This window comes from Streptomyces sp. NPDC097640 (assembly GCF_040302705.1).
In the GTDB taxonomy this organism is placed as follows: Bacteria; Actinomycetota; Actinomycetes; order Streptomycetales; family Streptomycetaceae; genus Streptomyces.
This window is the reverse complement of the sequence record NZ_JBEOSB010000031.1, coordinates 70,212-93,537: the sequence shown is the minus strand read 5'-3', so window position 1 is coordinate 93,537 and position 23,326 is coordinate 70,212. Positions and strand designations below refer to the sequence as shown.

Genomic DNA, 23,326 nt, shown 5'->3' with positions numbered 1-23,326 from the left:
AGGCGGCGCAGATGTGGTTTATCAGCATCATCTGAACGTACGCACAATGCGGTGCAACGCGTGCCGGGGAGGTACGGAAAGCAACCCGTTCGGCGGCAGTCACGCGTCGAAGGGGCGCCAGACGGGGCCGTCGCCGCCGGGGCGGACCTCGCCGAACACCACGTCGGCGAAGTGGATTCCGAAGCCGATGGTGTCGGGCTCCTGGAGCTCGGCGACGAGCCGATGGCGGAAGTCCGTGGACTCGGTGGAGTCGTGGTCGACGACCGAGGACCATTCCGGGTGGCCGATCTGGAGGGGCGAGTGCAGGGCGTCGCCGAAGGCGATCAGCCGCTTTCCGCCCGCGGTGATGACGTACGCGGCGTGGCCGGGCGTATGGCCGGGGGTGAACCGGACGCGCACGCCGGGGAAGATCTCCTGGCCGTCCGAGGTGGTCCGGACGTACGGCTCCAGCGCGGCCAGGGTCTCCTTGCCGGTGCCGTGTGCCTCGAGGAGGTGGCGCTGGGACCACTCGGGCTCGGCCACCAGGTAGTCGGCGTGGGCGAAGGCGGGGCGGTCGCCGCCCGGGGCGGGGTGTCGGGCCCAGCCGAGGTGGTCGGTGTGGAGGTGGGTGAAGGCCACCGCCTCGATGTCCTCCGGCGCGCGGCCGAGTTCGGCCAGGTTGTCCAGGAGCGCGCCGCCGTGGATGGCGCCGATCGCGCTGCCGGGCTCGGCCGGGAACGACTGCGGGCCGAAGCCGGTGTCGATCAGCAGGGCCCGGTCGCCGTTCTCCACCAGCAGCCCGCCGATGCCCGCCGCGAGATGGCCGGAGGCGTCCAGGTACTCGGGGTGGGCGGCCCATACGGCGTCGGTGGTGTCCGGAAGCCAGCCGCGCGGCGTGAGCTGCACCGCCCCGTCCGGCACATACGTCACCTTGGTCCCGCCGAGCCGCAGTGACCGGATGCCCGACGGCCGGCGCAGGCGCTCGTTCGTGTTCGTCATGACGGCAACCATAAGCATCAAGCTAGAACTATTCAAGCTCGTAATATCCAGGCTTTATGTACTTGCTAGGATGGGTCGCATGACGAACCCGGAAGCGCAAGCCATCGCGGAACGGCAGCTGTGCGGCCTGGTGAACGGGATGGCCGACCGGATCGCGGACCATCTGCGGCAGCGCGCGGCCACGCTGGGGCTCACCGCGCCCCAGGCGACCGCGCTGCGCGAACTGAGCGGGCCGATGACCATGCGAGAGCTCGCCGACCGCATGAGCTGTGAGCCCTCCAACGCCACCTTCGTCGTCGACAAGCTCGAAAAGCAGGACCTGATCGAACGCCGCCCGCACCCCACCGACCGCCGGGCCAAGCAGTTGGTGCTCACCCCGCAGGGCACCGCCCTCCGGGACCGGCTCCTCGAACTCCTGGGCGCGGACTCCCCGCTCGCGGGCCTCACCCAGGAGCAGCAGCACACCCTGCACCAGCTGCTCGAACGGGCCATCACCCACCCCATCGCCCAGCACTGAGCCGGCCGGCCCTCGACGGGCCGACCGGCTCAGTGGTGGTGGCTCAGTGCCTGTGACTCAGTGGGTTCGGTTCACTTCACCGCGCCCGCCATCACCCCGGCGACGAACTGCCGCTGGAAGGCGAAGAAGACGGCCAGCGGGATCACCATCGATATGAAGGCGCCAGGCCCCAGGATGTCGATGTTGTTGCCGAACTGCCTCACCTGCTGCTGAAGCGCCACCGTGATGGGCGGGTTGCCGCTGTCCGCGAAGATCAGCGCGATCAGCATGTCGTTCCACACCCACAGGAACTGGAAGATGCCGAGCGAGGCGATGGCCGGCCCGCCCAGCGGCATCACGACCCGTACGAACACCCGCAGCTCGCCCGCCCCGTCCAGCCGCGCCGCCTCCAGCAGCTCGCGCGGGATCTCCGCGAAGAAGTTCCGCAGCAGGAAGATCGCGAAGGGCAGGCCGAAGGCGGTGTGGAAGAGCACCACGCCCGTCGTCGTCTGGAAGATGCCGATCTCGCCGAAGAGCTTGGCCACCGGGATCAGCGCGACCTGCACCGGGACCACCAGGAGGCCGACGACGATCAGGAACCACCAGTCGCGGCCGGGGAAGTCCATCCAGGCGAAGGCGTAGCCCGCCAGCGCCCCGAGCACCACCACCAGGACCGTGGCCGGGACGGTGATCGCGAGGGTGGTCCACAGCGAGTCGGTGATCTGCTGGTTGGACAGCAGGTCGTCATACGCGCTGAAGCTGAGCTGACCGGGGTCGGTGAAGACCTTCCACCAGCCCGAGACGGCCACCTCCGAGGGGTCGCGCAGCGAGGAGAGCAGCAGCCCGACCGTGGGCATCAGCCAGAACAGCCCGATCAGGATCAGGAAGACCCGCATCACCCCGCCGCCGGCCCGTGCCGCGATCCGCGCGGCGAGCGACTGCTTGGCTTTTACGACCGTGTCCGCGCTGGTCATCGGCGGCTCTCCCTTCGCATCCGGCGGATGTTGAAGAACATGACGGGCAATACGAACACCAGCAGGAACACGGCGATCGCGCTGCCGACGCCCTGGTTGACATCGGTCCCGAAGGAGGACTGATAGAGCTGGAGGGCGAGCACATTGGCCTCGTCCTGGCTGGTCTGTGGCGCGATGATGTACACCAGGTCGAAGATCTTCAGAACGTTGATCATGAGGGTGACGGCGACCACCGACAGCACCGGCGCCAGCAGCGGCACCGTCACCCGCCGGAAGACCTGCCACTCATTGGCGCCGTCCATCCGCGCCGCCTCCAGCAGCTCGCGCGGCACGCCCGCGAGCCCCGCCGCGATCAGCACCATCGCGAAGCCGGCCCAGATCCATACGTACGATCCGATGATCGCCGGGGTGACCAGCGACGGGCCGAGCCAGTCCACCCCGTTGTACGGCTGGCCGAAGTTCCAGGCGGGCAGCCGCAGCTCGGCGCCGTCCGCCTTGGCCGGGAGGGTGTACGTACCGTCGGCGCGGGACGTGGTCGTGGCGACGACCTTGCCGTCCTTGACCGCCTCGATCTTGAGGTCGGCGAGCGCCTTCTCGCCCTTGTCGAGCACGTTGTGCTCACCGAGGTCGCCCTTGGTGAAGTCGAACCAGACCGTGCCGGTGACCTTCCCGGGCTCCGGCTTCGCGGCCTTGGCGTCCTGCGCGTCGGTCACGTCGCTGCGCTTGGCACCGACCAGCGGCAGCGAGAGGGGGGTGCCCGCCTTCGCCGTCGCGCCCGTGGTGAACGACCCGTTCGACGACTCGGTCAGCCCGGCGTCGGGCCGTGGGTGGGCACCGGGGAAGGGCGGCGACTCCTTGAACGTGTCGTGCACGCTCACCCAGATGGCGTTGGCCACGCCCCGGTCCGGGTCCGCCTCGTACACCAGCCGGAAGATGATGCCCGCCGCCAGCATGGAGATCGCCATCGGCATGAAGACGACCAGCTTGAAGGCCGTGCCCCAGCGCACGCGCTCGGTGAGCACGGCGAAGATCAGACCCAGGGCGGTGGCCACGGAGGGGGCGACGATGACCCAGATGATGTTGTTCTTGATCGCCGTCATCGTCGCGTCGTCGCTGAACATCTCGTGGTAGTTGTCCAGCCCGACGAACCCGTCGCCCGACGCGTCGAAAAGACTGCGGTAGACGGAGTAGCCGATCGGGTAGACGACGAGCGCGCCGAGCAGCACCAGCGCGGGCAGCAGGAAGATCCCCGCCACCCAGAGCCGGGTGCCCGTGATGCTTTTCTTCTTCTTGTTCTTCTCGTCCTTATTGTTCGCCTGCACAGGCGTCACGCGGCCCGGTTCTGCCGCGCCGCCCGCTGTCGCGGTCGACATGATGTGGTTCTCCCGGTCGCGTCGTCAGTTCCCGTATGCCTTGGCGGCGTCACGTTCCAGCTGGCGCTGAGTGCCCTCGACGTCCTTGGGGTTCTTCAGGAAGTCCTGGAGCGCTTTCCACTCGCCCTGGGCCGGCTTGCCGCCGAACGAGGCCGGGGCCTGGTCCGACATGTCGAAGCGGAAGTTGTCGCCCGCCGCTATCACCGCCTTGGCGATCTTGCGCAGCGGCTCATTGGGGTAGGCGTTGGTGTCGAGCTTCCTGTTCGCCGAGATGAAGCCCCCCGCCTCGGCCCAGATGTGCGCGGCGTCGGGCGAGGCCAGGAAGGTCAGCAGCGCCTGCGAGGCCTCGCTGTCCTTCAGCGCCACGGCCACATCGCCGCCGGTGACCACCGGGGCGGTCTCACCCACCGCCGGGAACGGGAAGACCTTCGCCTCCGAGCCCAGCTTCGCCCCCGCGTCGGAGACGTTGGCCGCGGCGAAGTCACCCTCGAAGACCATCGCGGCGTCCGGCTCGGCGGCGTTGGCGAAGGCCTTGACGACCGAATCCGGGAACGCCGTCTGGAGCGCGCCCGACCTGCCCCCCGCGAGCAGCCCCTTGGCGCCCCACAGCTCGGCCAGCGTCGTGAGCGCCTGCTTCACCGAGGGATCGGTCCACTTGATCTTGTGCTCGGCGAGCAGGTCGTACTTCTCCGGCCCCGCCTGGGACAGATAGACGTTCTCGAACCAGTCGGTGAGCGTCCAGCCGTCCGCGCCGCCGACCGAGACCGGGTCGGTGCCGGAGTCGGAGATCAGCTGCGCCTGGGCGAGGAATTCCTTCCAGGTCTTCGCCTCCTTGGCGCCCGCGTACTCGAACGCCGAGGTGTTGTACCAGATCAGCGACTTGTTGCTGACCTTGAAGTAGACGCCGTACTGCTTGCCCTTGTACGAGCCGAGCTCCTGCCAGCCCTTCGAGAAGTTCTTGGCCAGCTCCGCCTTGGTGGCGTCGTTCGCCGGCTTGGCCCAGCCCTTCTGGGCGAACTCGCGCAAGACGCCGACCTGCCCGACCAGCGCCACGTCGGGCGGCTGGCCGCCCGCCATCTTCGAGCCGACGAAGCCGGCCATGTCGTCGCCGCTCGGCACGAACGCCACCTTGGCGCCGGTGCGTTTCTCGAACTCCTTGAGCACCTTGGTGAAGTTCTTCTGTTCGGTGCCCGTCCATACGGCCGTGACCTCGAGCTGCTTGCCCTTGAGATTGGGCAGCTTCACGGTCACGGGCGGCGGGCTGCCGCCGGCCCCCTCCCCGTCATCGGTGCCGCAGCCCGCGACGGTGAGCAGCAGTGCCCCCGCCGAACAGAGGGCCAGTGCGGCTCGTGTCGAACGCTTGCTGCGCTTCGTGCGAAGCGGTGTGAGCATCCCCGTTTTCCTCCCAAATCGGCCGTCCCCCCGCTGCGGCCGTATCCCGTGCGGACAGTCCTACGCCCGGTCACGGTCCGTCGCAATACCGTTTTCTGCGGTAACTCTCCGATTGTGACCGGGCCGTGATGAACAGTCAGGAGGGAATGGGGCAGGGCGGTCAGACAGGAGGATGGGAAGATCGATCCGAAAGTCGGACGGGTCGGAAGGCGGGGGCCCGGCGAGCGGGCCGGACGAATGGGTTGTCGGGCGCAAGTCTCCGGCGCAAGTCTCCGGCTGGGGTCTCGGGTTGCGGTCTCCGGCTGAGGTCTCCCGGTGGGGTCTCCCGGTTGGGGTCTCCGGTTGGGGTCTCCCGGTGGGGTCTTCCGGCTGGGTCAGATGAGCGCGGGCGCGGTGGGGGCGCCCGCCGACTGCGCCGCGCGCTGGAGCGCGCTGGCGAGCAGGGCCAGGTCCGTGGGCCCGTTGCCCAGCTCCCGCACCGGGCGCCGGGTGGGCGGGTCGCCCACCCGCTCCCAGTCCACCGCCACCACGGTGGGGCGCTGTGTCGCCGTACGAGGTATCCGCCCGGTCACCCGGCCCGCCTGGAACGGCGTGGGCGCGCTGTCGTCGCGCCGCCGGTGCAACTGCCCGCGGCCGATGGCCGCCTCCGCCGCCCCGGAGCCGGCGCCCGAGTCGGCGCCGGAGCCGGTGGGCGCTCCGGGCGCCGAGGGCGACAGCGGGCGGGCCTCCAGGGTGATCCACAGCCCGGCCCGCTCGGCCGCCGCCGTGTCCGCCGTACGGTCCGGGCGGCCGGAGGCGGCGATCAGATGCACCCCCAGGCGCGCGCCGTCGCGGGCGACCGCCTCCAGCGCCCGGACGACCGACCCGGCCGCCGGCCGGCCGGTGCTGCCCAGGGCGGGGGCGACCAGTGCGTCGAAGTCGTCGACGAGGACGACGAGCCGGGGCAGCGCGGCCGCTGCCGCGTCTTCCCTGCCGGGTTGGGTCGTCCGCAGCCGCAGGGTGCTGCCGGAGGCGGGGGCGTCGAGATCCCCCGCCCGCCGCGGCGCGACCACTCGCGCGCCGCTCACGTCCCCCGCCGGGGTGCCGCCGGTACCCGGCGAGTCCGCGTGTCCGCTGCCGCCGCTCATGCCCCGGGCGGCCGAGGCGTCACTCACGGCTGTACGACCGCCCGCGCCGCCGCCGTCGGTGCCCACGTACGGGCCGCTGCCCGCGCCGCGGGCTGAGGCGTCGGGACGCCGGGTGGTGCCGCCGCCCGTGGCGCGGGCCGAGGCATCGCCGCCGCTGGGACGCTCGCTCGCGCCGCGCTGGGGGGCGTGGCCCGTGCTTCGGTCCGGGCTGTCGGAATGGCGGGCCGTGCCGACGTCGGTACCCGCGTACGGGCTGCCGCCCGCGCGACTGCTCGCGCCGCGGGCCGAGGTGTCGTCGACGCTCGGACGCGCGCCTGTGCCGCGTGCCGACGCGTAGCCCGTGTTGCGGGCCTCGGCGTCGGAGTGGCGGGCCGTGCCGACGTCGGTGCCCGAGCCCGCGCTGTTGCCCGGGTGCCTGCCCGCACCGCGGGCCGAGGCGTCGCCGGTGCCCGGGCGCTCGCCCGCCCCGCGCACGGGGGCGTAGCCCGTGCTCCGGTCCGGGGCGTCCGGGCGGTGGGCCGTACTGCCGTCGTTGCCGACGCCCGCACGTCCGCCCGCACCGCGGGCCGAGGCGTCGCCGGTGTTCGGACGCTCGCCCGTGCTCCGGTCCGGGGCGTCGGGGCGCCTGGCCGTACCGCCGCCCGCGGCGGAGTCCGCCGCGGTGCTCGGGCGCGCGCCGCCGGGCAGTTGCGCGCCGACGCCGCCCGCGCTCCGCGCCGAGGCGGCGCTCACGCCCACACTCCCCGCGTCGCCGCCCGTGGTCCAGGCGGGCGTCGCGGGGCGCTGGGCGTGCCAGGTGACGAAGTCCTGGTCGCCCAGCAGCTCCGCGCGCTGCTTGAGCTCCGAGCTGAGCGCCTGGGCGAACTCCCGCATCCGTACCGGGTCGGAGGCCGCCAGATACGTCGAGACCTGCGGCAGGTCCGTGCACACCCGCATCCCCTCGCCGCGCTCCGCGCCCCCGCCGTCGACGAGCACGAGCCCGAGGCGGTCCGGGCGCTCGGCGGCCGCGAGCGAGGCGGCGAGCGACCGCAGCAGCTCGGTCTTGCCGGTGCCGGGCCCGCCGCCGATCAGCAGATGCGGGCCGTCGGCCACCAGGTCGACGACGAGCGGGCCGCGCGGGCCCGCGCCGAGCACGGCCAGGGCCTGGCCACCGTCCGGGACCTCGTCGGCCGCGGCCGCCCAACGCGCCAGCAGGGATGCGGGCGTGGCCCGGGCCAGCCCCAACTCGTCCAGCAGCCGCGACGTACGCGGCAGCGGAGCGGCCGCCGCGCGGCCGGAGCCGCCGCCGTCCGCCGCGGAGTCGGCCGGGCGCAGGGGCGCCAGGGCCCGCGCGAACCGCTCGGCCCACGCCGCCGACACCGCGTCCACGGTCGCCACCGCGCCCGCGGCCCCGTCGTGGCCGCCGCGGCGCACGATCTGGAGCCCCGTGGCGACATCGCCGCTGAGCAGCGCCGCCACCCCGCACGCGGCGAACACCGGGGACGCGGAACGGGCCGCCCCATAGCTCGCCGGCAGCGGGGACGTGGGAGAGGCGGTGGGCGCCTCCACCAGGGACAGCAGATGGACGCCGCCCGCCGGGCCGCCCAGCGCCAGGGCCGCGAGCGTCTCGCGCAGCGCCGCCGGGCCGGGGTCGCCGTCCACGACGACCAGTGTGTACGGGCCGGAGTGCCGGGCCGCGGCGGCGGCCACGGCCGCCGGGGACGCGGTGGCCCAGCCCGGCCCCGGCCGCCCGTCCTCCAGCCGCCGCACCAGCTCGTTCGTACGGGCCGTGGCCTGCTCCGGGTCGAAGGCCAGCAGCAGCCGGCAGTCCTGCCCGCGCAGCGGCTGCGCATGGGGCAGCCAGCCGAGCCACGACCACTCCGCGAGCCGCTCGGCGACGGCGCGCCGGTGGTCCGTGCTGACCAGGACGATCTCCAGCGCGGTGGGCGAGTGCAGCGCCGCCAGCTGCGCGACGACGGAGCGGGCGAGCCCGGCCAGCCGGGCGCGCGGGCCGGCCAGGCCCAGCGAGCCCGCCTCCCGCAGATCGACGGTCACGGGCGCGACGGGCAGCAGTCCGCCGCCCGCGGCGGGCCGGTCGGTCGACCCCAGCCGCACGGTCAGCGCGTCCGGGTGCGCCGGGTCGCGCTCCCACAGGCGCGGGCCCGGGCCGAGCGCCGTCATCAGCACGGCGGCGGGATCCGGCCACCGCCGGTGCAGCGCGGCGGCTTCGGCGGCGGCCTGCCCGGCGACATCGCCGCCCGGCTCCGCGCCGTCCGCCTCGTCCCGCTCACCGGCGCCGAGCCCCGAGGCCAGCCGCCGCGCCCAGGCGCCTATCCCGCCCCGGCGCCGCACCTGTGCCCCGGCCACGTCATAGCCGCCCTGAAGCCCGCCCGGAAGCTCGTCCTGAAGCCCGCCCGGCTGCCCGCCGGGTGCTCCCGCGTGCGTATGGTCCGCGCCGCCGCCCGCTGCCGGTCCGCCGGGGGCTCCCGCGCCCGGCCGCGCCGGTTCGTCGGCCCGGCCGTGCCCCGGAGCGTCCTGCGCCCACGCCGCGCCCGCGCCGGTGCCGGCCGCGCCGGTGGTGGCCCAGGGCCCCTGGCTGAACCCGGAGGCGCCGTAGTGCGTCGGGTTCTCGTCCGTCCCCGGCAGGGCGTGGTCGTCGGCGCGCCACCCGCCTCCGGCGCCGCGCGCGGCCGGGCCGCCGCCCGGCGCGGGGTGCCCGGCGCGGTTCCGGCTGCCCTGGTCGGCGTACGGCTCGCCGTACGCCGCCGTCGAGCCGTGGTCCTCGGGCACCTGGGGGACGCCCCCGCGCCGCGCGGCCGGGCCCGCGCCAGGGAGCCAGTCGCCCTGGCCCGCGGTGGTGGCGGCCGGGGCGGGACCGGGGGAGGGCGGCGCCGGGGGCTGGGGGGTGACCCGCAGATGGCCCTCGCCGTCCGGGTGGGCCGGGAGGCGCTCGGGCGGGGCGCTGGAGGGGCCCGGGGCGCGCAGCCGCAGGGCGGACTCGCCGATGCGCAGCAGGGCCTCGGGCGGCAGGGGGACGGCGCGGGGGCCGACGGGGGCGCCGTCGACCGCGGTGCCGTTGGTCGAGCCGAGGTCGGCGATGGTGACCCGGCCGTCGTCGGCGACCGTCACCGCGCAGTGGATGCGGGAGACGTCGGGGTCGTCGAGGGGGACGTCCGCCTCGGCGGAGCGGCCGATGCGGACCTGGCCGCCGTGCAGCAGATGGACGCCGCCCGCGTCGGGCCCGGCCACCACGTCGAGCCGGACGGCCGCGTCCGGCGCGGCGGCCTCCGGCAGGCCCGGGTAGCCGGGGTAGCGGTGGGGGTCGGCGGGGGTGTTGAGCGCCAGGACCGCGCCGTCCACCAGGGGCGGCTCGCCGAGGGCGCAGCGCTGTGCGTCGAGCCGCTCCGCCCCCGCGTACAGCACGGCGGCGCCGCTGCCGCCGCCCGTGTCGCAGCCGGCGGCGGCGAGGACGGTGGCCAAGCTGCCGGTCACCGAGGCGAGGGCTGTGCCGGCCGGGGCGGTGATCAGTACGTCCACGGCGCAGGGCCCGGCGTGGACGTGGCCGGGCGCGGGCTGGCCCGGACGGCCCGGGTGGGCGCTGCGCGGCCCGAGGACGGTCAGCCGAATCTGCATAGCCGTCAACGGTCCCTTCTCTCCGAGGGGCCGGGCAGGGGCTGCCGCTTCCCCCACCGCCCCCAGGCGCGTCGGCACGTACAAGGTCCGTACGGGTGTACGGGCACGGCGCGCGGGTCCCCCCGGGCTCCCCGCCGCTTCCGTGCTGCGTGCATCCTCGCACTTGCCGCGGACATCCCGCCCGGCGACCGCCCTTTCGTGATCTTGATTGCTCGACTGACTGGCCGAAACTGGTCGATTGTGATCGGGACAGGTGTCTTTCTGTTGCCAGGCGGCGTAGATCGTTCCGGCCCTTGGCAACCATCTGTCCGGATCGTGCGTCTTCTCGGCAAGCTGAGCACTCCGAACCATGTGCGCGGCGCGTCCGCGGTGCATGCGCGGCTCGTACGGAGATCACTGCGGCATGTCACAGGGCCCCATTACAGTGGGGCGGACGCGGGCGATGCCGGCGACGCGAACCAGCAGTCGGCAGGACGCAGAAAACGCGGACAACGCGGACAACGCAGACAACGACAACATGGACCACGACCAGGGAGCGCATGACGTGCGGCCGGTAGGCAGCAAGTACCTGCTCGAGGAGCCGCTCGGACGCGGAGCCACGGGCACCGTCTGGCGAGCCCGCCAGCGGGAGGCGGCGGGCTCCGAGGCCGCCGTGGCCGGTCAGGCCGGCGAGACCGTCGCGATCAAGGTCCTCAAGGAGGAGCTCGCGAACGACGCGGAGATCGTGATGCGCTTTCTGCGCGAGCGCTCCGTGCTGCTCCGGCTCACCCACCCCAACATCGTGCGCACCCGCGACCTGGTCGTCGAGGGCGATCTGCTCGCCCTGGTCATGGACCTGATCGACGGTCCGGACCTGCACAACTACCTGCGTGGCAACGGCCCGTTCACCCCCGTGGCCGGCGCCCTGCTGATGGCCCAGATCGCCGACGCGCTCGCCGCCAGCCACGCGGACGGCGTCGTGCACCGCGACCTCAAACCCGCCAACGTGCTGCTGGCCGGCACGGGCGAGGGCGAGGAGATGCACCCGATGCTGACCGACTTCGGCATCGCGCGCCTCGCGGACTCGCCCGGCCTCACCCGCACCCATGAGTTCGTCGGCACGCCCGCCTATGTGGCGCCGGAGTCCGCCGAGGGCCGCCCGCAGACCTCCGCGGTGGACATCTACGGCGCCGGGATCATGCTGTACGAGCTGGTCACCGGCCGTCCGCCGTTCGCGGGCAACACCGCGCTCGAGGTGCTGCACCGGCATCTGAGCGAGGAGCCGCGCCGCCCCACCACCGTGCCCGAGCCGCTGTGGACGGTCATAGAGCGCTGTCTGCGCAAGAGCCCGGAGGACCGGCCCAGCGCCGAGAACCTGGCCCGCGCGCTGCGCGTGGTCGCCGCGGGCGTCGGGGTGCACGCCTCGCCCGCGCAGGCCGAGGCCGCGCTCGGCGTCGGCGCGCTGCTCGCGCCGGACCCGGCGCCCGCCCCGGTGCCCGACGCCGACCCCGCGGGCACAGCCGACCCGACCCAGGTGCTGCCGTCCAACGCGGGCGCCGGCGCCGGCGGGTACGACCCCGCGGCGGCCACCAGCGTCCTGCGGCAGACCGGCGGCCCCGGCGGCGGCCCGGGCGCCGACCCGACCCAGGTGCTGCCCGCGGGCTCCGGCCCGGCCGGCGGCGCCGACCCGACCCGCGCGATGCCGCCCGTGCCGCCCGGCGGCCAGGGCCCGGGGGACGACCAGCCGCACCCCTGGCAGAGCCAGCTGCGCGCGGCGCGGGACCGCAACGACCAGACGCAGGTCCAGTACCTCGACCCGAGCGAGGACCCGCTGCGCCGCCGCCCGCAGCGCCGCCCCGCTCCGCAGCCGCCGCAGCAGCAGTATCAGCAGCCCCAGCAGTACCAGCCGCAGCAATACCAGCCCCAGCAGCCCCAGCAGCCGCCGCGGCGGCAGCAGCGGCGTCCGCAGCAGCAGCAGCCGCAGCCGTACGCCCAGCAGCAGCCCCAGGGCTACGCCCCGGCGCCGCACCACCCCCAGCAGCCGCAGCCCCAGCACTACGCGCCGCCCCCGCAGCCGCAGCAGCCCGAGCCGCGCCAGCCCCGGCAGCGCAGCTCCAGCCCGATGAAGATCCCCGGCATGGGGTGCCTCAAGGGCTGTCTGTTCGTGATCGTGATCCTGATCGTGGGTTCCTGGCTGATCTGGGAGCTGACCCCGCTCAAGGACTGGATCGCCGAGGGCAAGAGCTACTGGGACGCGGTCACCGGCTGGATCACCGACGTGAAGGACTGGATCGCCGGCCTCGGCGGCCCCAGCTGATCCCCGGCGCCGCCGGCCGCCCCTGACGGCCCCGCGGCCCGCCCGCGGCGCCCCGGCCTTCCGGGGCGCCTCAGCCGCTTCCGGGGCGCAACGCGCCGCCCCGGGGCGGCCCGAGCTGCTCGGCCGCCCCGTGCCCACCCCCGGCGGGCCGCGGCCACCCAACGCCCCTCGCGACTAAGGGTATTTGTCGACATCCGAGGGGTGTTTTCCGCACAGAAGTGACAGTTGGCGCTGTCCATGGCACCCAACGCGCCGGTAGCCGCGTAGCTTTGTCGCCAACGTGCCCCCTGTCGAAGGATTCGGAGCAGTCTTGTCACGGAAGATCGGCAGCCGGTACACCGCCAACCAGGTCCTTGGCCGCGGCAGTGCCGGGACGGTGTGGCTGGGCGAGGGTCCCGAGGGCCCGGTCGCCATCAAGCTGCTGCACGAGGAACTCTCCTCCGACCAGGAGCTCGTCGGCCGCTTCGTACAGGAGCGCACCGCGCTGCTGAGCCTGGACCACCCCCGGGTGGTCGGCGTGCGCGACCTCGTCGTCGACGGCAACGACCTGGCCCTGGTCATGGACCTGGTGCGCGGCACCGACCTGCGCACCCGGCTCGACCGCGAGCGGCGGCTGGCCCCCGAGGCGGCCGTCGCCATCGCCGCGGACATCGCCGACGCCCTGGCCGCGGCCCACGCGGCCGGGATCGTGCACCGCGACGTCAAGCCGGAGAACGTCCTGCTGGACATGCAGGGCCCGCTGGGACCCGGCGGCTCCCACCCGGCCCTGCTGACCGACTTCGGCGTGGCCCGCCTGGTGGACGCGCCGCGCCGGGCGCGCTCGCAGGGCACCACCCCGGGACGTCCGCAGGGCGCAACCCAGGGACGCTCGCAGGGCGCAACCCAGGGGCGCTCGCCGAACCCGCGCAGCGTGATAGGCACCCCGGACTATCTCGCCCCCGAGATCGTCGAGGGGCTGCCGCCGCGGGCGAGCGTCGATGTCTACGCCCTCGCCACGGTCCTGTACGAGCTCCTGGCGGGCTTCACCCCCTTCGGCGGCGGCCACCCCGGCGCGATCCTGCGCCGCCATGTGACGGAGACCGTCGCGCCGCTGCCCGGCATCCCCGACGAGCTGTGGCAGCTGCTGGTCCAGTGCCTCGCCAAGGCGCCCGCCTCCCGGCTGCGCGCCTCCGAGCTGGCGGCCCGGCTGCGCGAGGTGCTGCCGTCGCTGGCCGGCTACCCGCCGCTGGACATCGACGAGCCCGACGAGTCCGGGGCCGAGCCGGAGGGCCGGTACGACGAGGCGCCGACCCCGCGCCGCGTCCCGGCCGCCGAGGAGCCGCAGCGGCGCCGCGGCGCGGTGCCGCTGGTGCCCGGGGCGGTGCCCGACTCCAGCCGCGAGACGCACACCAGCATGCGGGTGCCCAGTGCGGACGAGCTCGCCGGGGGCCCGCACGGCACGGCGCGCGCCCCCCGGGTCAGCGGCCAGCGCCGCGCGGGCTCGGCCCGCAACCGGCCGGTGTCGGAGGCGGTGCGCCGCCGCCGGGTCAGGCTCGCCGTGGTCGCGGGCGCGCTGCTGGCCGCGGTGGGGATCGGCGGCTGGCTCGCCTCCGGCGGCGACGAGGGCGAGGAGCAGCCGAAGGGCGGCGAGCACTCCGCCCCGGCGGACTCCGGCAGCCGCTGAGGACCGGGGCGGTCGGGCGCCCGTGGGCCCGGTCGCCCGCCCGTCCGGTTACGCTGGTCCCGTGGCAGTCGTCGATGTATCCGAAGAGCTGAAGTCCCTCTCCTCGACCATGGGGTCGATCGAGGCCGTCCTGGACCTCGACAAGATGAGGGCCGACATCGCCGTGCTCGAGGAGCAGGCGGCGGCCCCTTCCCTGTGGGACGACCCGGAGAGCGCGCAGAAGATCACCAGCAAGCTGTCCTATCTCCAGGGCCACCTGCGCAGGGCGGAGGAGCTCCGCAGCCGCATCGACGACCTCGAAGTGCTCTTCGAGCTCGCCGACGCCGAGGACGACGCCGACGCCCGCGCCGAGGCCGCCGCCGAGCTGGAGTCGGTGCGCAAGGCGGTCGACGAGATGGAGGTGCGCACCCTCCTGTCCGGCGAGTACGACTCCCGTGAGGCGCTCGTCAACATCCGGGCCGAGGCGGGCGGCGTGGACGCCGCGGACTTCGCCGAGCAGCTCCAGCGGATGTATCTGCGCTGGGCCGAGCGCCATGGCTACAAGACCGAGGTTTACGAGACGTCGTACGCGGAAGAGGCCGGCATCAAGTCGACCACCTTCGCCGTCCAGATCCCGTACGCGTACGGCACCCTCTCCGTCGAGCAGGGCACCCACCGTCTGGTGCGCATCTCGCCGTTCGACAACCAGGGCCGCCGCCAGACGTCCTTCGCGGGCGTCGAGGTGCTGCCCGTGGTCGAGCAGACCGACCACATCGAGATCGACGAGTCCGAGCTGCGCGTGGACGTCTACCGCTCCTCGGGCCCCGGCGGCCAGGGCGTCAACACCACGGACTCCGCGGTGCGCTTGACCCACATCCCGACCGGCATCGTGGTCTCCTGCCAGAACGAGCGCTCGCAGATCCAGAACAAGGCGACCGCGATGAACGTGCTCCAGGCCAAGCTGCTCGAGCGGCGCCGCCAGGAGGAGCAGGCCAGGATGGACGCGCTCAAGGGCGACGGCGGCAATTCCTGGGGCAACCAGATGCGTTCGTACGTCCTCCACCCGTACCAGATGGTCAAGGACCTGCGGACGGAGTACGAGGTCGGCAACCCCCAGGCGGTCCTCGACGGCGAGCTGGACGGCTTCCTGGAGGCCGGGATCCGCTGGCGCAAGCAGCAGGAGCAGCAGAAGTAACCCTCCTCGCCCCGCTTCCCCTTCGCCCGTCGCCTGACGGCCGTTCGTCCCTGGCTTGACCGTCAATTGGTCACAGTCCTGTACCCATGCATCCGCCAACCACCTCCATAGCGGACATCTTGTGCGCAATGACCTTGACGGTCATATGAAAAGTGGGAAAGCTGACGCGCGGCATGCGTATGTGCTGGGGCGCGTGTGAACGGGGGGCGTGCGGATCGCCTTGTCTGGCCGGTCCCGTGGATCAGAACCCCCCGTAGAGCGTTGCTCCGTGCACAGCTGCTCCATTGACGAGTACAGCTACTGGGGGTAGCAGGCAGATGACGAAGAAGACGCGGCTTCGCGTCGCGCGGATCGCGGCCGGCGCCGTGATCGCCGCGGGCGCGTCGCTGACGGCGGCGGGTGCCGCATCGGCCGTGGGCATCGATGTCGGTATCGGCGGCGTGGAGGCTTCGGTCACCGTCGGCGCGGACGACCCGACCGAGGACCCGACGGGCGACCCGACGGACGACCCGACGTCGATCCCCGAGCCGACCGACGACCCGACGACCAATCCGCCGACGAGCGACCCGACGGACGACCCGACCACGAATCCGCCGACGAGCGACCCGACGGACGACCCGACCACCAACCCGCCCACGAGCGACCCGACGGGCGACCCCACCGGTGAGCCGACCGGCAAGCCGACTGGCAAGCCGACCGCCGAGCCGACCCAGTCGCCCGGCGGCAACGGCGGTGGCGGTGGTGGCGGCGACTCCAACACCTGCACGGTGGAGCTCGACGGCACCGACTGCCAGGACAACACCGACACCGACAGCGCCGGCGCCAAGCCGGTCGAGCAGAGCAAGCCCAAGGAGGAGCTGGCCGAGACCGGTGCCTCCGAGACGACCTTCCTGCTGATCGGCGCCGCGACGATGATCGCGGGCGGCATCGGCTTCCGCCTCATGCCGCGTCTGGTCAACCGCAACACCGTGGCCTGACCGGATCACACACACCAGGGGCCCGGAGTGCGGCGTCACTCCGGGCCCCTCGTGCGTGTCTGTGTTGTTCGGCACACGGCTTCTCGGACACACGACAGCCACGCGGCCGTCACACAGTGTGAGACGCGCCGCGCGAATCGCTACGATCCGTTATGCCGCGGCCACCTGGTGGGCGAGCAGGGCCACGGCGATCAGCGCGACCAGCAGCGCTATCAGGGCGGCCGGCGTCACCCCGCCGAACGGGCCCTCCTGCTGCATGCGCTCTCTGCTGGCCCGGCAGACCGGGCAGCGGCCCTCGCTGACGGGGCTCGCGCAGTTGGCGCAGACAAGCCTGTCATACGTCATGCGCTCTCCTCCTCCCGCGCGGCGATGCCGCAGTAGACACGGGGCCAACGCTCTGGAAAATGTGTTGGTTCCCCTTCCACTGTGCCAGCTTCCGCCCGGTTCGGCGCGCCCCGCACGGTTCCGTACCGCATCCGTACCGGTTCCGTAGCTGTTTCGGACAGCTCAGCGGGAGGGTTGTCAACCGTTTGCCCCCAATAGTGCCGTGAATCAGCGCACCAACCCCGAACGGTGACTGCGAGGTCGTGCGCGGTTCGCGTATGGTCACGCACACCGACGGGAGCCGCCGAGCGGCCACCCGTACCCCTATTCAGGTCGACCGTGGTGCTTCAGTGATCCGATTCGACAACGTAACCAAGACCTACCCCAAGCAGAACCGTCCTGCACTCCGGGATGTTTCGCTCGAGATCGAGAAGGGGGAGTTCGTCTTCTTGGTGGGCTCCTCGGGGTCGGGTAAATCCACCTTTCTCCGTCTGTTGCTGCGTGAGGAGCGGGCCAGCCACGGCGCGGTCCATGTGCTGGGCAAGGATCTGGCGAGGCTCTCCAACTGGAAGGTGCCGCAGATGCGCCGCCAGCTGGGCACGGTCTTCCAGGACTTCCGGCTGCTCCCCAACAAGACGGTGGGCGAGAATGTGGCCTTCGCACTGGAGGTGATCGGCAAGCCGCGCGCTGCCATCCGTAAGACCGTCCCCGAGGTGCTGGACCTGGTGGGACTGGGCGGAAAGCAGGACCGCATGCCCGGGGAGCTCTCCGGTGGTGAGCAGCAGCGGGTCGCCATCGCCCGCGCGTTCGTCAACCGGCCGATGCTGCTGATCGCCGACGAGCCGACCGGAAACCTGGACCCGCAGACTTCCGTCGGCATCATGAAGCTGCTGGACCGGATCAACCGGACCGGGACCACGGTCGTGATGGCGACCCACGATCAGCAGATCGTCGACCAGATGCGCAAGCGCGTGATCGAACTTGAAAAGGGCCGTCTCGTGCGCGACCAGTCCCGCGGCGTTTACGGCTACCAGCACTGAAAGGACGCCATGCGCGCCCAGTTCGTCCTGTCGGAGATCGGCGTCGGTCTCCGCCGCAATCTGACCATGACCTTCGCGGTGATCGTCTCCGTCGCGCTCTCGCTCGCCCTGTTCGGTGGGTCCCTGCTCATGCGCGAGCAGGTGAGCACGATGAAGGGTTACTGGTACGACAAGGTCAACGTCTCCATCTTCCTGTGCAACAAGCAGGACAAGGAGACCACGCCCAACTGCTCGAAGGGCGAGGTCACCGACGCGCAGAAGGCCGAGATCCGCTCCGAGCTCAAGCAGATGAGCATCGTCGAGAGCGTCGATTTCGAGACGTCGAAAGAGGCGTTCAAGCACTACCAGGAGGAGTTCGCCGACTCGCCGCTGGCCGCCTCCCTGACCGCGGACCAGATGCAGGAATCCTTCCGGATCAAGCTCAAGGACCCCGAGAAGTACAAGGTGATCACCACCGCCTTCGCCGGCCGCCCCGGGGTGCAGGAGGTGCAGGACCAGAAGGAAGTGGTCGACGACCTCTTCAACCTCCTCAACGGCATGAACTACGCGGCGCTGGGGGTGATGTCGCTGATGCTGATCGTCGCGCTGATGCTGATCGTCAACACGGTGCGGGTGTCGGCCTTCTCCCGCCGCCGGGAGACCGGGATCATGCGGCTGGTCGGCGCGTCCAGCTTCTACATCCAGATGCCGTTCATCCTGGAGGCGGCCCTCGCGGGCCTGCTGGGCGCGGGTTTCGCCTGTGTGCTGCTGGTGGGCGGCTACTACTTCCTGGTCAAGAACTGGCTGGCCGGCCAGATCAAGGTGATCAACTTCATCGGCGGCGACGCGGTGCTGGCCAAGCTGCCGCTGGTGCTGGCGATCGGGCTGCTGATGCCCGCCCTCGCGGCGTTCTTCGCGCTCCGCAAGTACCTCAAGGTGTGACATTCGTCCAGGGCGCCGTACCTCACAACGCCCGGTACGGCGCCCCGCGTTGCCCTACACTCACCGGCATGTCGGGCCCGTGTTTGTTCGTCCGGCCCCGCCGCATTCGCCGTGGGGCAACCCTGACTGTGGTGTTTGTGAGTGTGCTGGCCACCGGGGCCGCCGTCGGCTCCTGGGGCGCCGAGGCCGAGGACGGCCGGGACCCGGCCGCAGCCCGGATACCGTCCCGCTCCGTGTCGAGCACCGTCGAGAGCGCCGAGGTCAAGGCGGCCGCGGCGGAGGCCGAGGAGGACGGCGAGTCCGGCTCCGAGGCCGCCCGGGAGGTGGTCAGCCGCAGCGGCGACCGATGGGGCGCGGTCTACAGCGCCCGTGAGTACGAGGGCTTCCGCCGGAATCTGGACGGCGAGTACGTGGGCGTGGGGATCTCCGCCCGCGCGGGGCGGGGCGGGGCGATCGAGGTGGACCGCGTCCAGCCCGGCAGCCCCGCCCAGAAGGCCGGGATCCGGGCCGGCGACCGGCTGCGCGCCGTGGACGGCCGGTCGGCGACCGGCCGCCCGGTCACCGAGGTGGTCTCCTGGCTGCGCGGCGGCGCGGACGACACCGTGGGCAGCCGGGTCGAGGTCGGGCTGCGGCGCGGCGAGCACAGCTGGCGGCAGACCCTGCGGCGGGCGCGGCTGGCCACCGAACCGGTGACCGTCGACCGCCTCACCGACCAGCACCCCGCCGCCGTCCGGATCAAGGTCGACGCCTTCACCAGGGGCGCGGGCGAGCGGGTCCGCCGCGCGGTGCGGGCCATCCCCGAGGGCGAGGGGATCCTGCTCGACCTGCGCGGCAACTCCGGCGGCCTGGTCTCCGAGGCCGCCACCACCGCCTCCTCCTTCCTGGACGGCGGCCTGATCGCCACCTACGACGTCCGGGGGGAACAGCGGGTGCTGGAGGCCCGCCGGGGCGGCGACACCGACTCCCCCCTCGTCGTCCTCGTCGACGGCGGCACCATGAGCGCCGCCGAGATGCTCACCGGCGCGCTCCAGGACCGCCGCCGGGCCGTGGTCGTCGGCTCCCGGACCTTCGGCAAGGGGTCCGTCCAGATGCCCAGCGAACTCCCCGACGGCTCGGTCGCCGAGCTCACCGTGGGCCACTACCGCACCCCCGCGGGGCGTAGCGTCGACGGCAAGGGGATCACCCCCGACCTGTCCGTCGGCGACGACGACTCGCGAGGCGCCGAAACGCGCGCGCGGACAGTATTGAGTGGCCTCGGAGGCGGGGCTTAGTGCGAGAATGGCCAGGCTATGGCTAAAGAGACGGGGCGCAAGCTGATCGCGCAGAACAAGAAGGCGCGACACGACTACCACATTCTGGACACGTACGAGTGCGGTCTGGTGCTGACCGGCACCGAGGTCAAGTCGCTGCGGCAGGGCCGGGCCTCACTGGTGGACGGCTTCGCGCAGCTCGACGGCGGCGAGGCGTGGCTGCACAACGTGCACATTCCGGAGTACAGCCAGGGGACGTGGACCAACCACGCCGCGCGCCGCAAGCGGAAGCTGCTGCTGCACCGCGCGGAGATCGACAAGCTGATCAGCAAGACGCAGGAGACCGGGCACACCCTGGTCCCGCTGGCGCTGTACTTCAAGGACGGCCGGGCCAAGGTCGAGGTCGCCCTGGCCAAGGGCAAGAAGGAGTACGACAAGCGGCAGACCCTGCGCGAGAAGCAGGACCGGCGCGAGTCCGACCGGGCGATCTCCGCGGCGCGGCGGCGGCAGCGGGCCTGACCGGCGGGCCTGACCGGCGGGAATGCGCTGGCACTGCCGTGCGTTGTTCCCGTACGATGAGGCTGCACACCCCATCAGGGGAGTGTGGCACCACCTTGATAACACCACATGGGGATGATCGGTTTCGACAGCGGCTGTCGAAGCAGGAGAAGCGAGCCGAGGAAGCGGCAATGATCTCGTTAACCATATGCCGAAACCTATAATCGCCAACACCAAGCGCGATTCCTTCGCCCTCGCTGCCTAAGTAGCGACTTGCGAAGTGTCAGCCCGGGGCTGTTCCCGACCCGGATCCTGGCATCAGCTAGGGGACTAAACCACTAGACCCGGTCACGGGGCCTGGTGGGAAATCAAACAGTGGCTGAGCCCGTCGGAGACTTGTCCGCGTGATCTCCGGGGCCGAGAAAATCACAGCGGACTGCGCTCGGAGAAGTCCTGGTTCCACACCGTTGGACGCGGGTTCGATTCCCGCCATCTCCACTCATCCCATGTACGACGAGGGCCCCGCGGTCAGCCGACCGCGGGGCCCTCGTCGCGTTCCGGCGCACCCCGAAAGGGGCGCTGGACTGCTGATCAGCCGAATCAAGGTTTTCGCCAGGTTGCGGCAATGCCTTCCGCACATCGTGGTCGCGTACGGCAGACGGCACGAGGAAGGATTCGATCATGCGGAAGTCCGGCGTTCCCACGCTCATCCTCGCACTCTTGGCGGGGGGAGGTGCGATGACGGCGACGGCGGCTCCGGCGGGAGCCGCGGCCCCGGAAGAGATCACCGTGTATGTGGATCCCGATGTGCCCGCGGGGGCAGCCCGTGCCCGCAGCGGGCGGACGGCCGGCGACGCCGTCGCCTCGTTCGAGGAGGCCGAGCGGATTCTCAGGAGCAAGGGCGCGATCAACGCCAGGATCCTCACCCCCGGTGGCACGTACTACCCCGAGAAGGAGATCAACTGGTCCTATGACCCACCGGGCGGCGATCTGACGTTCGCGGCGGTGCCGGGTACGGGGAAGGTCGTCTTCGACGGCTCGCGCGGAAACCGGGCCGCGGCGGCGTCCGGCTACTACATGACGATCACGTCGGCCAACAGCAACATCACCGTCTCGGGCAGGACGATCCAGCGCTACACCAACGGCGGCATCCGGGTCCGCGGCGGGTCGGGAGACCGGGTGAACAACGTCACCATCAAGGGAAACACGTTCCGGTACCTCGGCAACAAGCACAGCTCCGGCGGCATCGGCTACGGGGGCGTCCACATCACGAGCGCCTCCAAGGTCAAGATCACCGGGAACAAGTTCTATTACTTGGAGAACAGGAGCAGCCCGGGCGCCATCCACGGCGTCTATCTCGCCAACGCCACCAACTCCAGCGTCATCTCCGGCAACCGGTTCGGCTATGTCTCGGGTGATCCGATCCGGACCAGGAACAACAGCAAGAACAACACCGTAAGCGGCAACAAGTTCTGGCGGGCCGGGACGTACGCGATCTTCAGCGACTGGCGGTTCAGCGGGGAGGCCTGCGGCAGGGGAAACGTCTTCAAGAACAACACGGTCGGCCGAACCTCGTACTACGGAAAGAAGTTCGGCTCGGCCAAACAGGGCAAGGTCAAGCCGATCAAGGTCCTGATGTGGGGACATGACGCCCCCACCAACGCCAACCTGGGCGGGTGCAGCCCGGCGCCGGTGAAGAGCGGCGGCGGGAACCGGTATGTGACCTCACGGCCCTGGTAAGGGACCTGGACCCTCGTTGCGTCGGGGCTCAGGCAAGGCGGTGTTCCCAGCGCAGCGCGGGCCCGTCGCCGATCCAGTACGTGTGGGAGCGGGGGGTGACGCGGAGCCGCACGGCGCTGATGTCCGGGCGGCCGGCGTCCTGCCAGGCGATGAGTGCTTCTTCGATGTCGTCCCACAGCGCCACGGGTCCGCCTTGCCGTACGGTCCAGCCGGAGCCGTCCTCGGTGAACGCGGCGAACGATTCGCGGTCGGCGTCGAAGACGTAGAGCTGCCGACTGCCATCGCCTCGGACGGCGCGTACGAGCTGGGCGCCGGGGGCGGCGAGTTGGGCGAGGAACGCCGGCATCCACTCCTCCAGCAGCGTCGGCGGCACCTTCGCCTCGCGCTCGCTGTCGGCGTAGGCGCTGCGCGCCGACAGGTCCCCGGCGAGCGGTGCGGTGGCCTGGGAGCGGGCCTGCATGAACGACGACTCCCCGACGATCAGCCCTTCGGCCGTGCCGTCGTCGTTCACGGTGACCTTGGCGAGGCCGGTGCCGTACGCCCACGCGCCGGGGGCGAGGGTGGTGAGGATGATGCCGCCCGGCTTGGTCTGGCGCACCCAGGTGTGAGGAATGCGGCGTACCGCGCAGGTGGCGATGGTGCGGTCGTAGGGGGCGCGGCGAGGGTGGCCCAGGAGGCCGTCACCGGTCATGGTCCAGGTGGAGTATCCGGCGGCCTCCAGGGCGGCATCCGCACGGGCGGCCACGCCCGGGTCCACCTCGACCGTGGTGACGTTGTCCTCTCCGAGCCGGTGGCACATCAGGGCGGTGGAGTATCCCGTGCCGGTGCCGATCTCCAGCGCGGTGTGACCGTCCTCGACGTCCAGGGCCTCGATCATCCCGACGACCGTCACGGGCGTGGTGGACGACGACGTGGGCACGCCGGGGACGGGCCCGGCCGCCTGGTCGGCGGTGAGGTGCCCGTCCAACTGCGTCACGAGGGACTCGTCGCGGTAGGCGATCTCGGTCCATTCCTCCGGGTCGGTGCCGAGCGCGGTGACGGGCCGCCAGCGCCCGCCGTCGGTCGGCAGGAACACGCCGGGCCGGAGGAACAGCTCGCGCGGCACGGCCTCGACCGCCGCGCGCCAGTTCGGGTGGGCGAGGACCCCGGCCTCCTGGAGCCGGTCGGCGAGGGCGCGCCGTTCAGGGGCGGCATCGGGCGTCATCCGGGGGTGTCTCCTTGAGCGAGCAGGTCAGCGAAGGCGGCGCCCATCGGCAGCCCGGTCCTTTCCTCCAGCCACCCCCATTGGCCGTTCGGGTTCAGCTCCAGCCAGTGAGGTTCACCGTCGCGGTCGAGGTAAGCGAACAGCGCCTTCCTCTCGCTCATGGCGCGCGAGCATATCGGCTGCCCCGTGATCGTCAGCGGAGCATGGCTCTGTGCGCCTCAGGTGGCCGCCGGATAGCACGACGGCCACCCCTGCGGCACACCTTCAAGGTTGGCGAAGTCACAGGG

General features: G+C 72.1%; 17 protein-coding genes, 1 other RNA gene and 1 pseudogene. 11 read left to right on the top strand and 8 right to left on the bottom strand.

All coding sequences use genetic code 11. The features are described 5' to 3' along the window. Positions 1–99: 99 nt before the first annotated feature. The gene (locus ABTY62_RS37620; protein WP_352133882.1) at positions 100–978 is read right to left on the bottom strand and encodes an MBL fold metallo-hydrolase; all 879 of its coding nucleotides are present in this window, start codon (positions 976–978) and stop codon (positions 100–102) included. A 79-nt stretch (positions 979–1,057) separates the two neighbouring features. Here ABTY62_RS37620 and ABTY62_RS37615 point away from each other — a divergent pair, with 79 nt between their 5' ends. After that, entirely contained in the window at positions 1,058–1,495 is a 438-nt protein-coding gene (locus ABTY62_RS37615) for a MarR family winged helix-turn-helix transcriptional regulator (RefSeq protein ID WP_352133881.1), read from the top strand. Between the two features lie 71 nt (positions 1,496–1,566). On the opposite strand, the gene ABTY62_RS37610 is transcribed toward ABTY62_RS37615, so the two are convergent. The 4 genes from ABTY62_RS37610 to ABTY62_RS37595 all read right to left on the bottom strand — a co-directional run bounded on the left by ABTY62_RS37610 (position 1,567) and on the right by ABTY62_RS37595 (position 9,952). Beyond that, positions 1,567–2,448 carry a carbohydrate ABC transporter permease gene (locus ABTY62_RS37610; RefSeq protein WP_352133880.1) on the bottom strand — a complete coding sequence of 294 codons (882 nt, stop codon included), beginning with the start codon at positions 2,446–2,448 and terminating at the stop codon, positions 1,567–1,569. After that, on the bottom strand, positions 2,445–3,821 hold the full coding sequence (locus tag ABTY62_RS37605; protein ID WP_352133879.1) for a carbohydrate ABC transporter permease: 1,377 nt from the start codon (positions 3,819–3,821) through the stop codon (positions 2,445–2,447). The genes ABTY62_RS37610 and ABTY62_RS37605 overlap by 4 nt, the downstream gene beginning before the upstream one ends. A 24-nt stretch (positions 3,822–3,845) precedes the next feature. Next, positions 3,846–5,213, bottom strand: coding sequence for an ABC transporter substrate-binding protein (locus ABTY62_RS37600; RefSeq protein WP_352133878.1), 1,368 nt, complete (start codon positions 5,211–5,213; stop codon positions 3,846–3,848). 374 nt (positions 5,214–5,587) lie between these two features. Next, a complete protein-coding gene (locus ABTY62_RS37595) occupies positions 5,588–9,952 on the bottom strand; it encodes an FHA domain-containing protein (RefSeq protein WP_352133877.1) in 4,365 nt (1,454 codons plus the stop codon). A 544-nt stretch (positions 9,953–10,496) separates the two neighbouring features. Between ABTY62_RS37595 and ABTY62_RS37590 the strand changes: the two genes are divergently transcribed. The 4 genes from ABTY62_RS37590 to ABTY62_RS37575 all read left to right on the top strand — a co-directional run bounded on the left by ABTY62_RS37590 (position 10,497) and on the right by ABTY62_RS37575 (position 16,062). Next, the gene (locus ABTY62_RS37590; RefSeq protein ID WP_352133915.1) at positions 10,497–12,248 is read left to right on the top strand and encodes a serine/threonine-protein kinase; all 1,752 of its coding nucleotides are present in this window, start codon (positions 10,497–10,499) and stop codon (positions 12,246–12,248) included. A 310-nt stretch (positions 12,249–12,558) separates the two neighbouring features. Continuing rightward, a complete protein-coding gene (locus tag ABTY62_RS37585) occupies positions 12,559–13,911 on the top strand; it encodes a serine/threonine-protein kinase (protein WP_352133876.1) in 1,353 nt (450 codons plus the stop codon). A 61-nt stretch (positions 13,912–13,972) separates the two neighbouring features. Beyond that, positions 13,973–15,085: a peptide chain release factor 2 gene (prfB, locus tag ABTY62_RS37580; protein ID WP_352133875.1), complete on the top strand. Its 1,113-nt coding sequence runs from the start codon at positions 13,973–13,975 to the stop codon at positions 15,083–15,085. 317 nt (positions 15,086–15,402) lie between these two features. Then, positions 15,403–16,062: an LPXTG cell wall anchor domain-containing protein gene (locus tag ABTY62_RS37575; protein ID WP_352133874.1), complete on the top strand. Its 660-nt coding sequence runs from the start codon at positions 15,403–15,405 to the stop codon at positions 16,060–16,062. Positions 16,063–16,212: 150 nt separating this feature from the next. Here the strand turns inward: ABTY62_RS37575 and ABTY62_RS37570 are convergent, their stop codons facing one another. Continuing rightward, complete coding sequence (locus tag ABTY62_RS37570; protein ID WP_311727419.1) at positions 16,213–16,407, bottom strand: hypothetical protein; 195 nt, start codon at positions 16,405–16,407, stop codon at positions 16,213–16,215. A gap of 329 nt (positions 16,408–16,736) precedes the next feature. Between ABTY62_RS37570 and ftsE the strand changes: the two genes are divergently transcribed. The 6 genes from ftsE (at position 16,737) to ABTY62_RS37540 (ending at position 21,835) form a co-directional block, all read left to right on the top strand. Next, on the top strand, positions 16,737–17,426 hold the full coding sequence (ftsE, locus tag ABTY62_RS37565) for a cell division ATP-binding protein FtsE (protein WP_311727417.1): 690 nt from the start codon (positions 16,737–16,739) through the stop codon (positions 17,424–17,426). Between the two features lie 9 nt (positions 17,427–17,435). Then, positions 17,436–18,347 carry a permease-like cell division protein FtsX gene (ftsX, locus tag ABTY62_RS37560; RefSeq protein WP_352133873.1) on the top strand — a complete coding sequence of 304 codons (912 nt, stop codon included), beginning with the start codon at positions 17,436–17,438 and terminating at the stop codon, positions 18,345–18,347. Positions 18,348–18,415: 68 nt separating this feature from the next. Then, a complete protein-coding gene (locus tag ABTY62_RS37555) occupies positions 18,416–19,618 on the top strand; it encodes a S41 family peptidase (protein ID WP_352133872.1) in 1,203 nt (400 codons plus the stop codon). An 18-nt stretch (positions 19,619–19,636) separates the two neighbouring features. After that, entirely contained in the window at positions 19,637–20,116 is a 480-nt protein-coding gene (smpB, locus tag ABTY62_RS37550; protein WP_352133871.1) for an SsrA-binding protein SmpB, read from the top strand. A gap of 110 nt (positions 20,117–20,226) precedes the next feature. Then, positions 20,227–20,596, top strand: a transfer-messenger RNA (tmRNA) gene (gene ssrA, locus ABTY62_RS37545). A 237-nt stretch (positions 20,597–20,833) separates the two neighbouring features. After that, a complete protein-coding gene (locus tag ABTY62_RS37540) occupies positions 20,834–21,835 on the top strand; it encodes a right-handed parallel beta-helix repeat-containing protein (RefSeq protein ID WP_352133870.1) in 1,002 nt (333 codons plus the stop codon). A 28-nt stretch (positions 21,836–21,863) separates the two neighbouring features. On the opposite strand, the gene tgmC is transcribed toward ABTY62_RS37540, so the two are convergent. Next, positions 21,864–23,039 (bottom strand): ATP-grasp peptide maturase system methyltransferase, encoded by a 1,176-nt coding sequence (gene tgmC, locus ABTY62_RS37535; RefSeq protein ID WP_352133869.1) that lies wholly within the window; start codon positions 23,037–23,039, stop codon positions 21,864–21,866. Then, positions 23,036–23,170: pseudogene (locus tag ABTY62_RS37530) on the bottom strand (ATP-grasp ribosomal peptide maturase); the annotation flags it as partial. The pseudogene ABTY62_RS37530 and the gene tgmC, both read right to left, overlap by 4 nt. Positions 23,171–23,326 lie beyond the last annotated feature (156 nt).

Coding starts and splice junctions, on each gene's coding strand:
- ABTY62_RS37620 (WP_352133882.1), bottom strand. CDS start 978: ATGACGAACACGAACGAGCGCCTGCGCCGGCCGTCGGGCATCCGGTCA.
- ABTY62_RS37615 (WP_352133881.1), top strand. CDS start 1,058: ATGACGAACCCGGAAGCGCAAGCCATCGCGGAACGGCAGCTGTGCGGC.
- ABTY62_RS37610 (WP_352133880.1), bottom strand. CDS start 2,448: ATGACCAGCGCGGACACGGTCGTAAAAGCCAAGCAGTCGCTCGCCGCG.
- ABTY62_RS37605 (WP_352133879.1), bottom strand. CDS start 3,821: ATGTCGACCGCGACAGCGGGCGGCGCGGCAGAACCGGGCCGCGTGACG.
- ABTY62_RS37600 (WP_352133878.1), bottom strand. CDS start 5,213: ATGCTCACACCGCTTCGCACGAAGCGCAGCAAGCGTTCGACACGAGCC.
- ABTY62_RS37595 (WP_352133877.1), bottom strand. CDS start 9,952: ATGCAGATTCGGCTGACCGTCCTCGGGCCGCGCAGCGCCCACCCGGGC.
- ABTY62_RS37575 (WP_352133874.1), top strand. CDS start 15,403: ATGACGAAGAAGACGCGGCTTCGCGTCGCGCGGATCGCGGCCGGCGCC.
- ABTY62_RS37570 (WP_311727419.1), bottom strand. CDS start 16,407: ATGACGTATGACAGGCTTGTCTGCGCCAACTGCGCGAGCCCCGTCAGC.
- ftsX (WP_352133873.1), top strand. CDS start 17,436: ATGCGCGCCCAGTTCGTCCTGTCGGAGATCGGCGTCGGTCTCCGCCGC.
- ABTY62_RS37555 (WP_352133872.1), top strand. CDS start 18,416: ATGTCGGGCCCGTGTTTGTTCGTCCGGCCCCGCCGCATTCGCCGTGGG.
- smpB (WP_352133871.1), top strand. CDS start 19,637: ATGGCTAAAGAGACGGGGCGCAAGCTGATCGCGCAGAACAAGAAGGCG.
- ABTY62_RS37540 (WP_352133870.1), top strand. CDS start 20,834: ATGACGGCGACGGCGGCTCCGGCGGGAGCCGCGGCCCCGGAAGAGATC.
- tgmC (WP_352133869.1), bottom strand. CDS start 23,039: ATGACGCCCGATGCCGCCCCTGAACGGCGCGCCCTCGCCGACCGGCTC.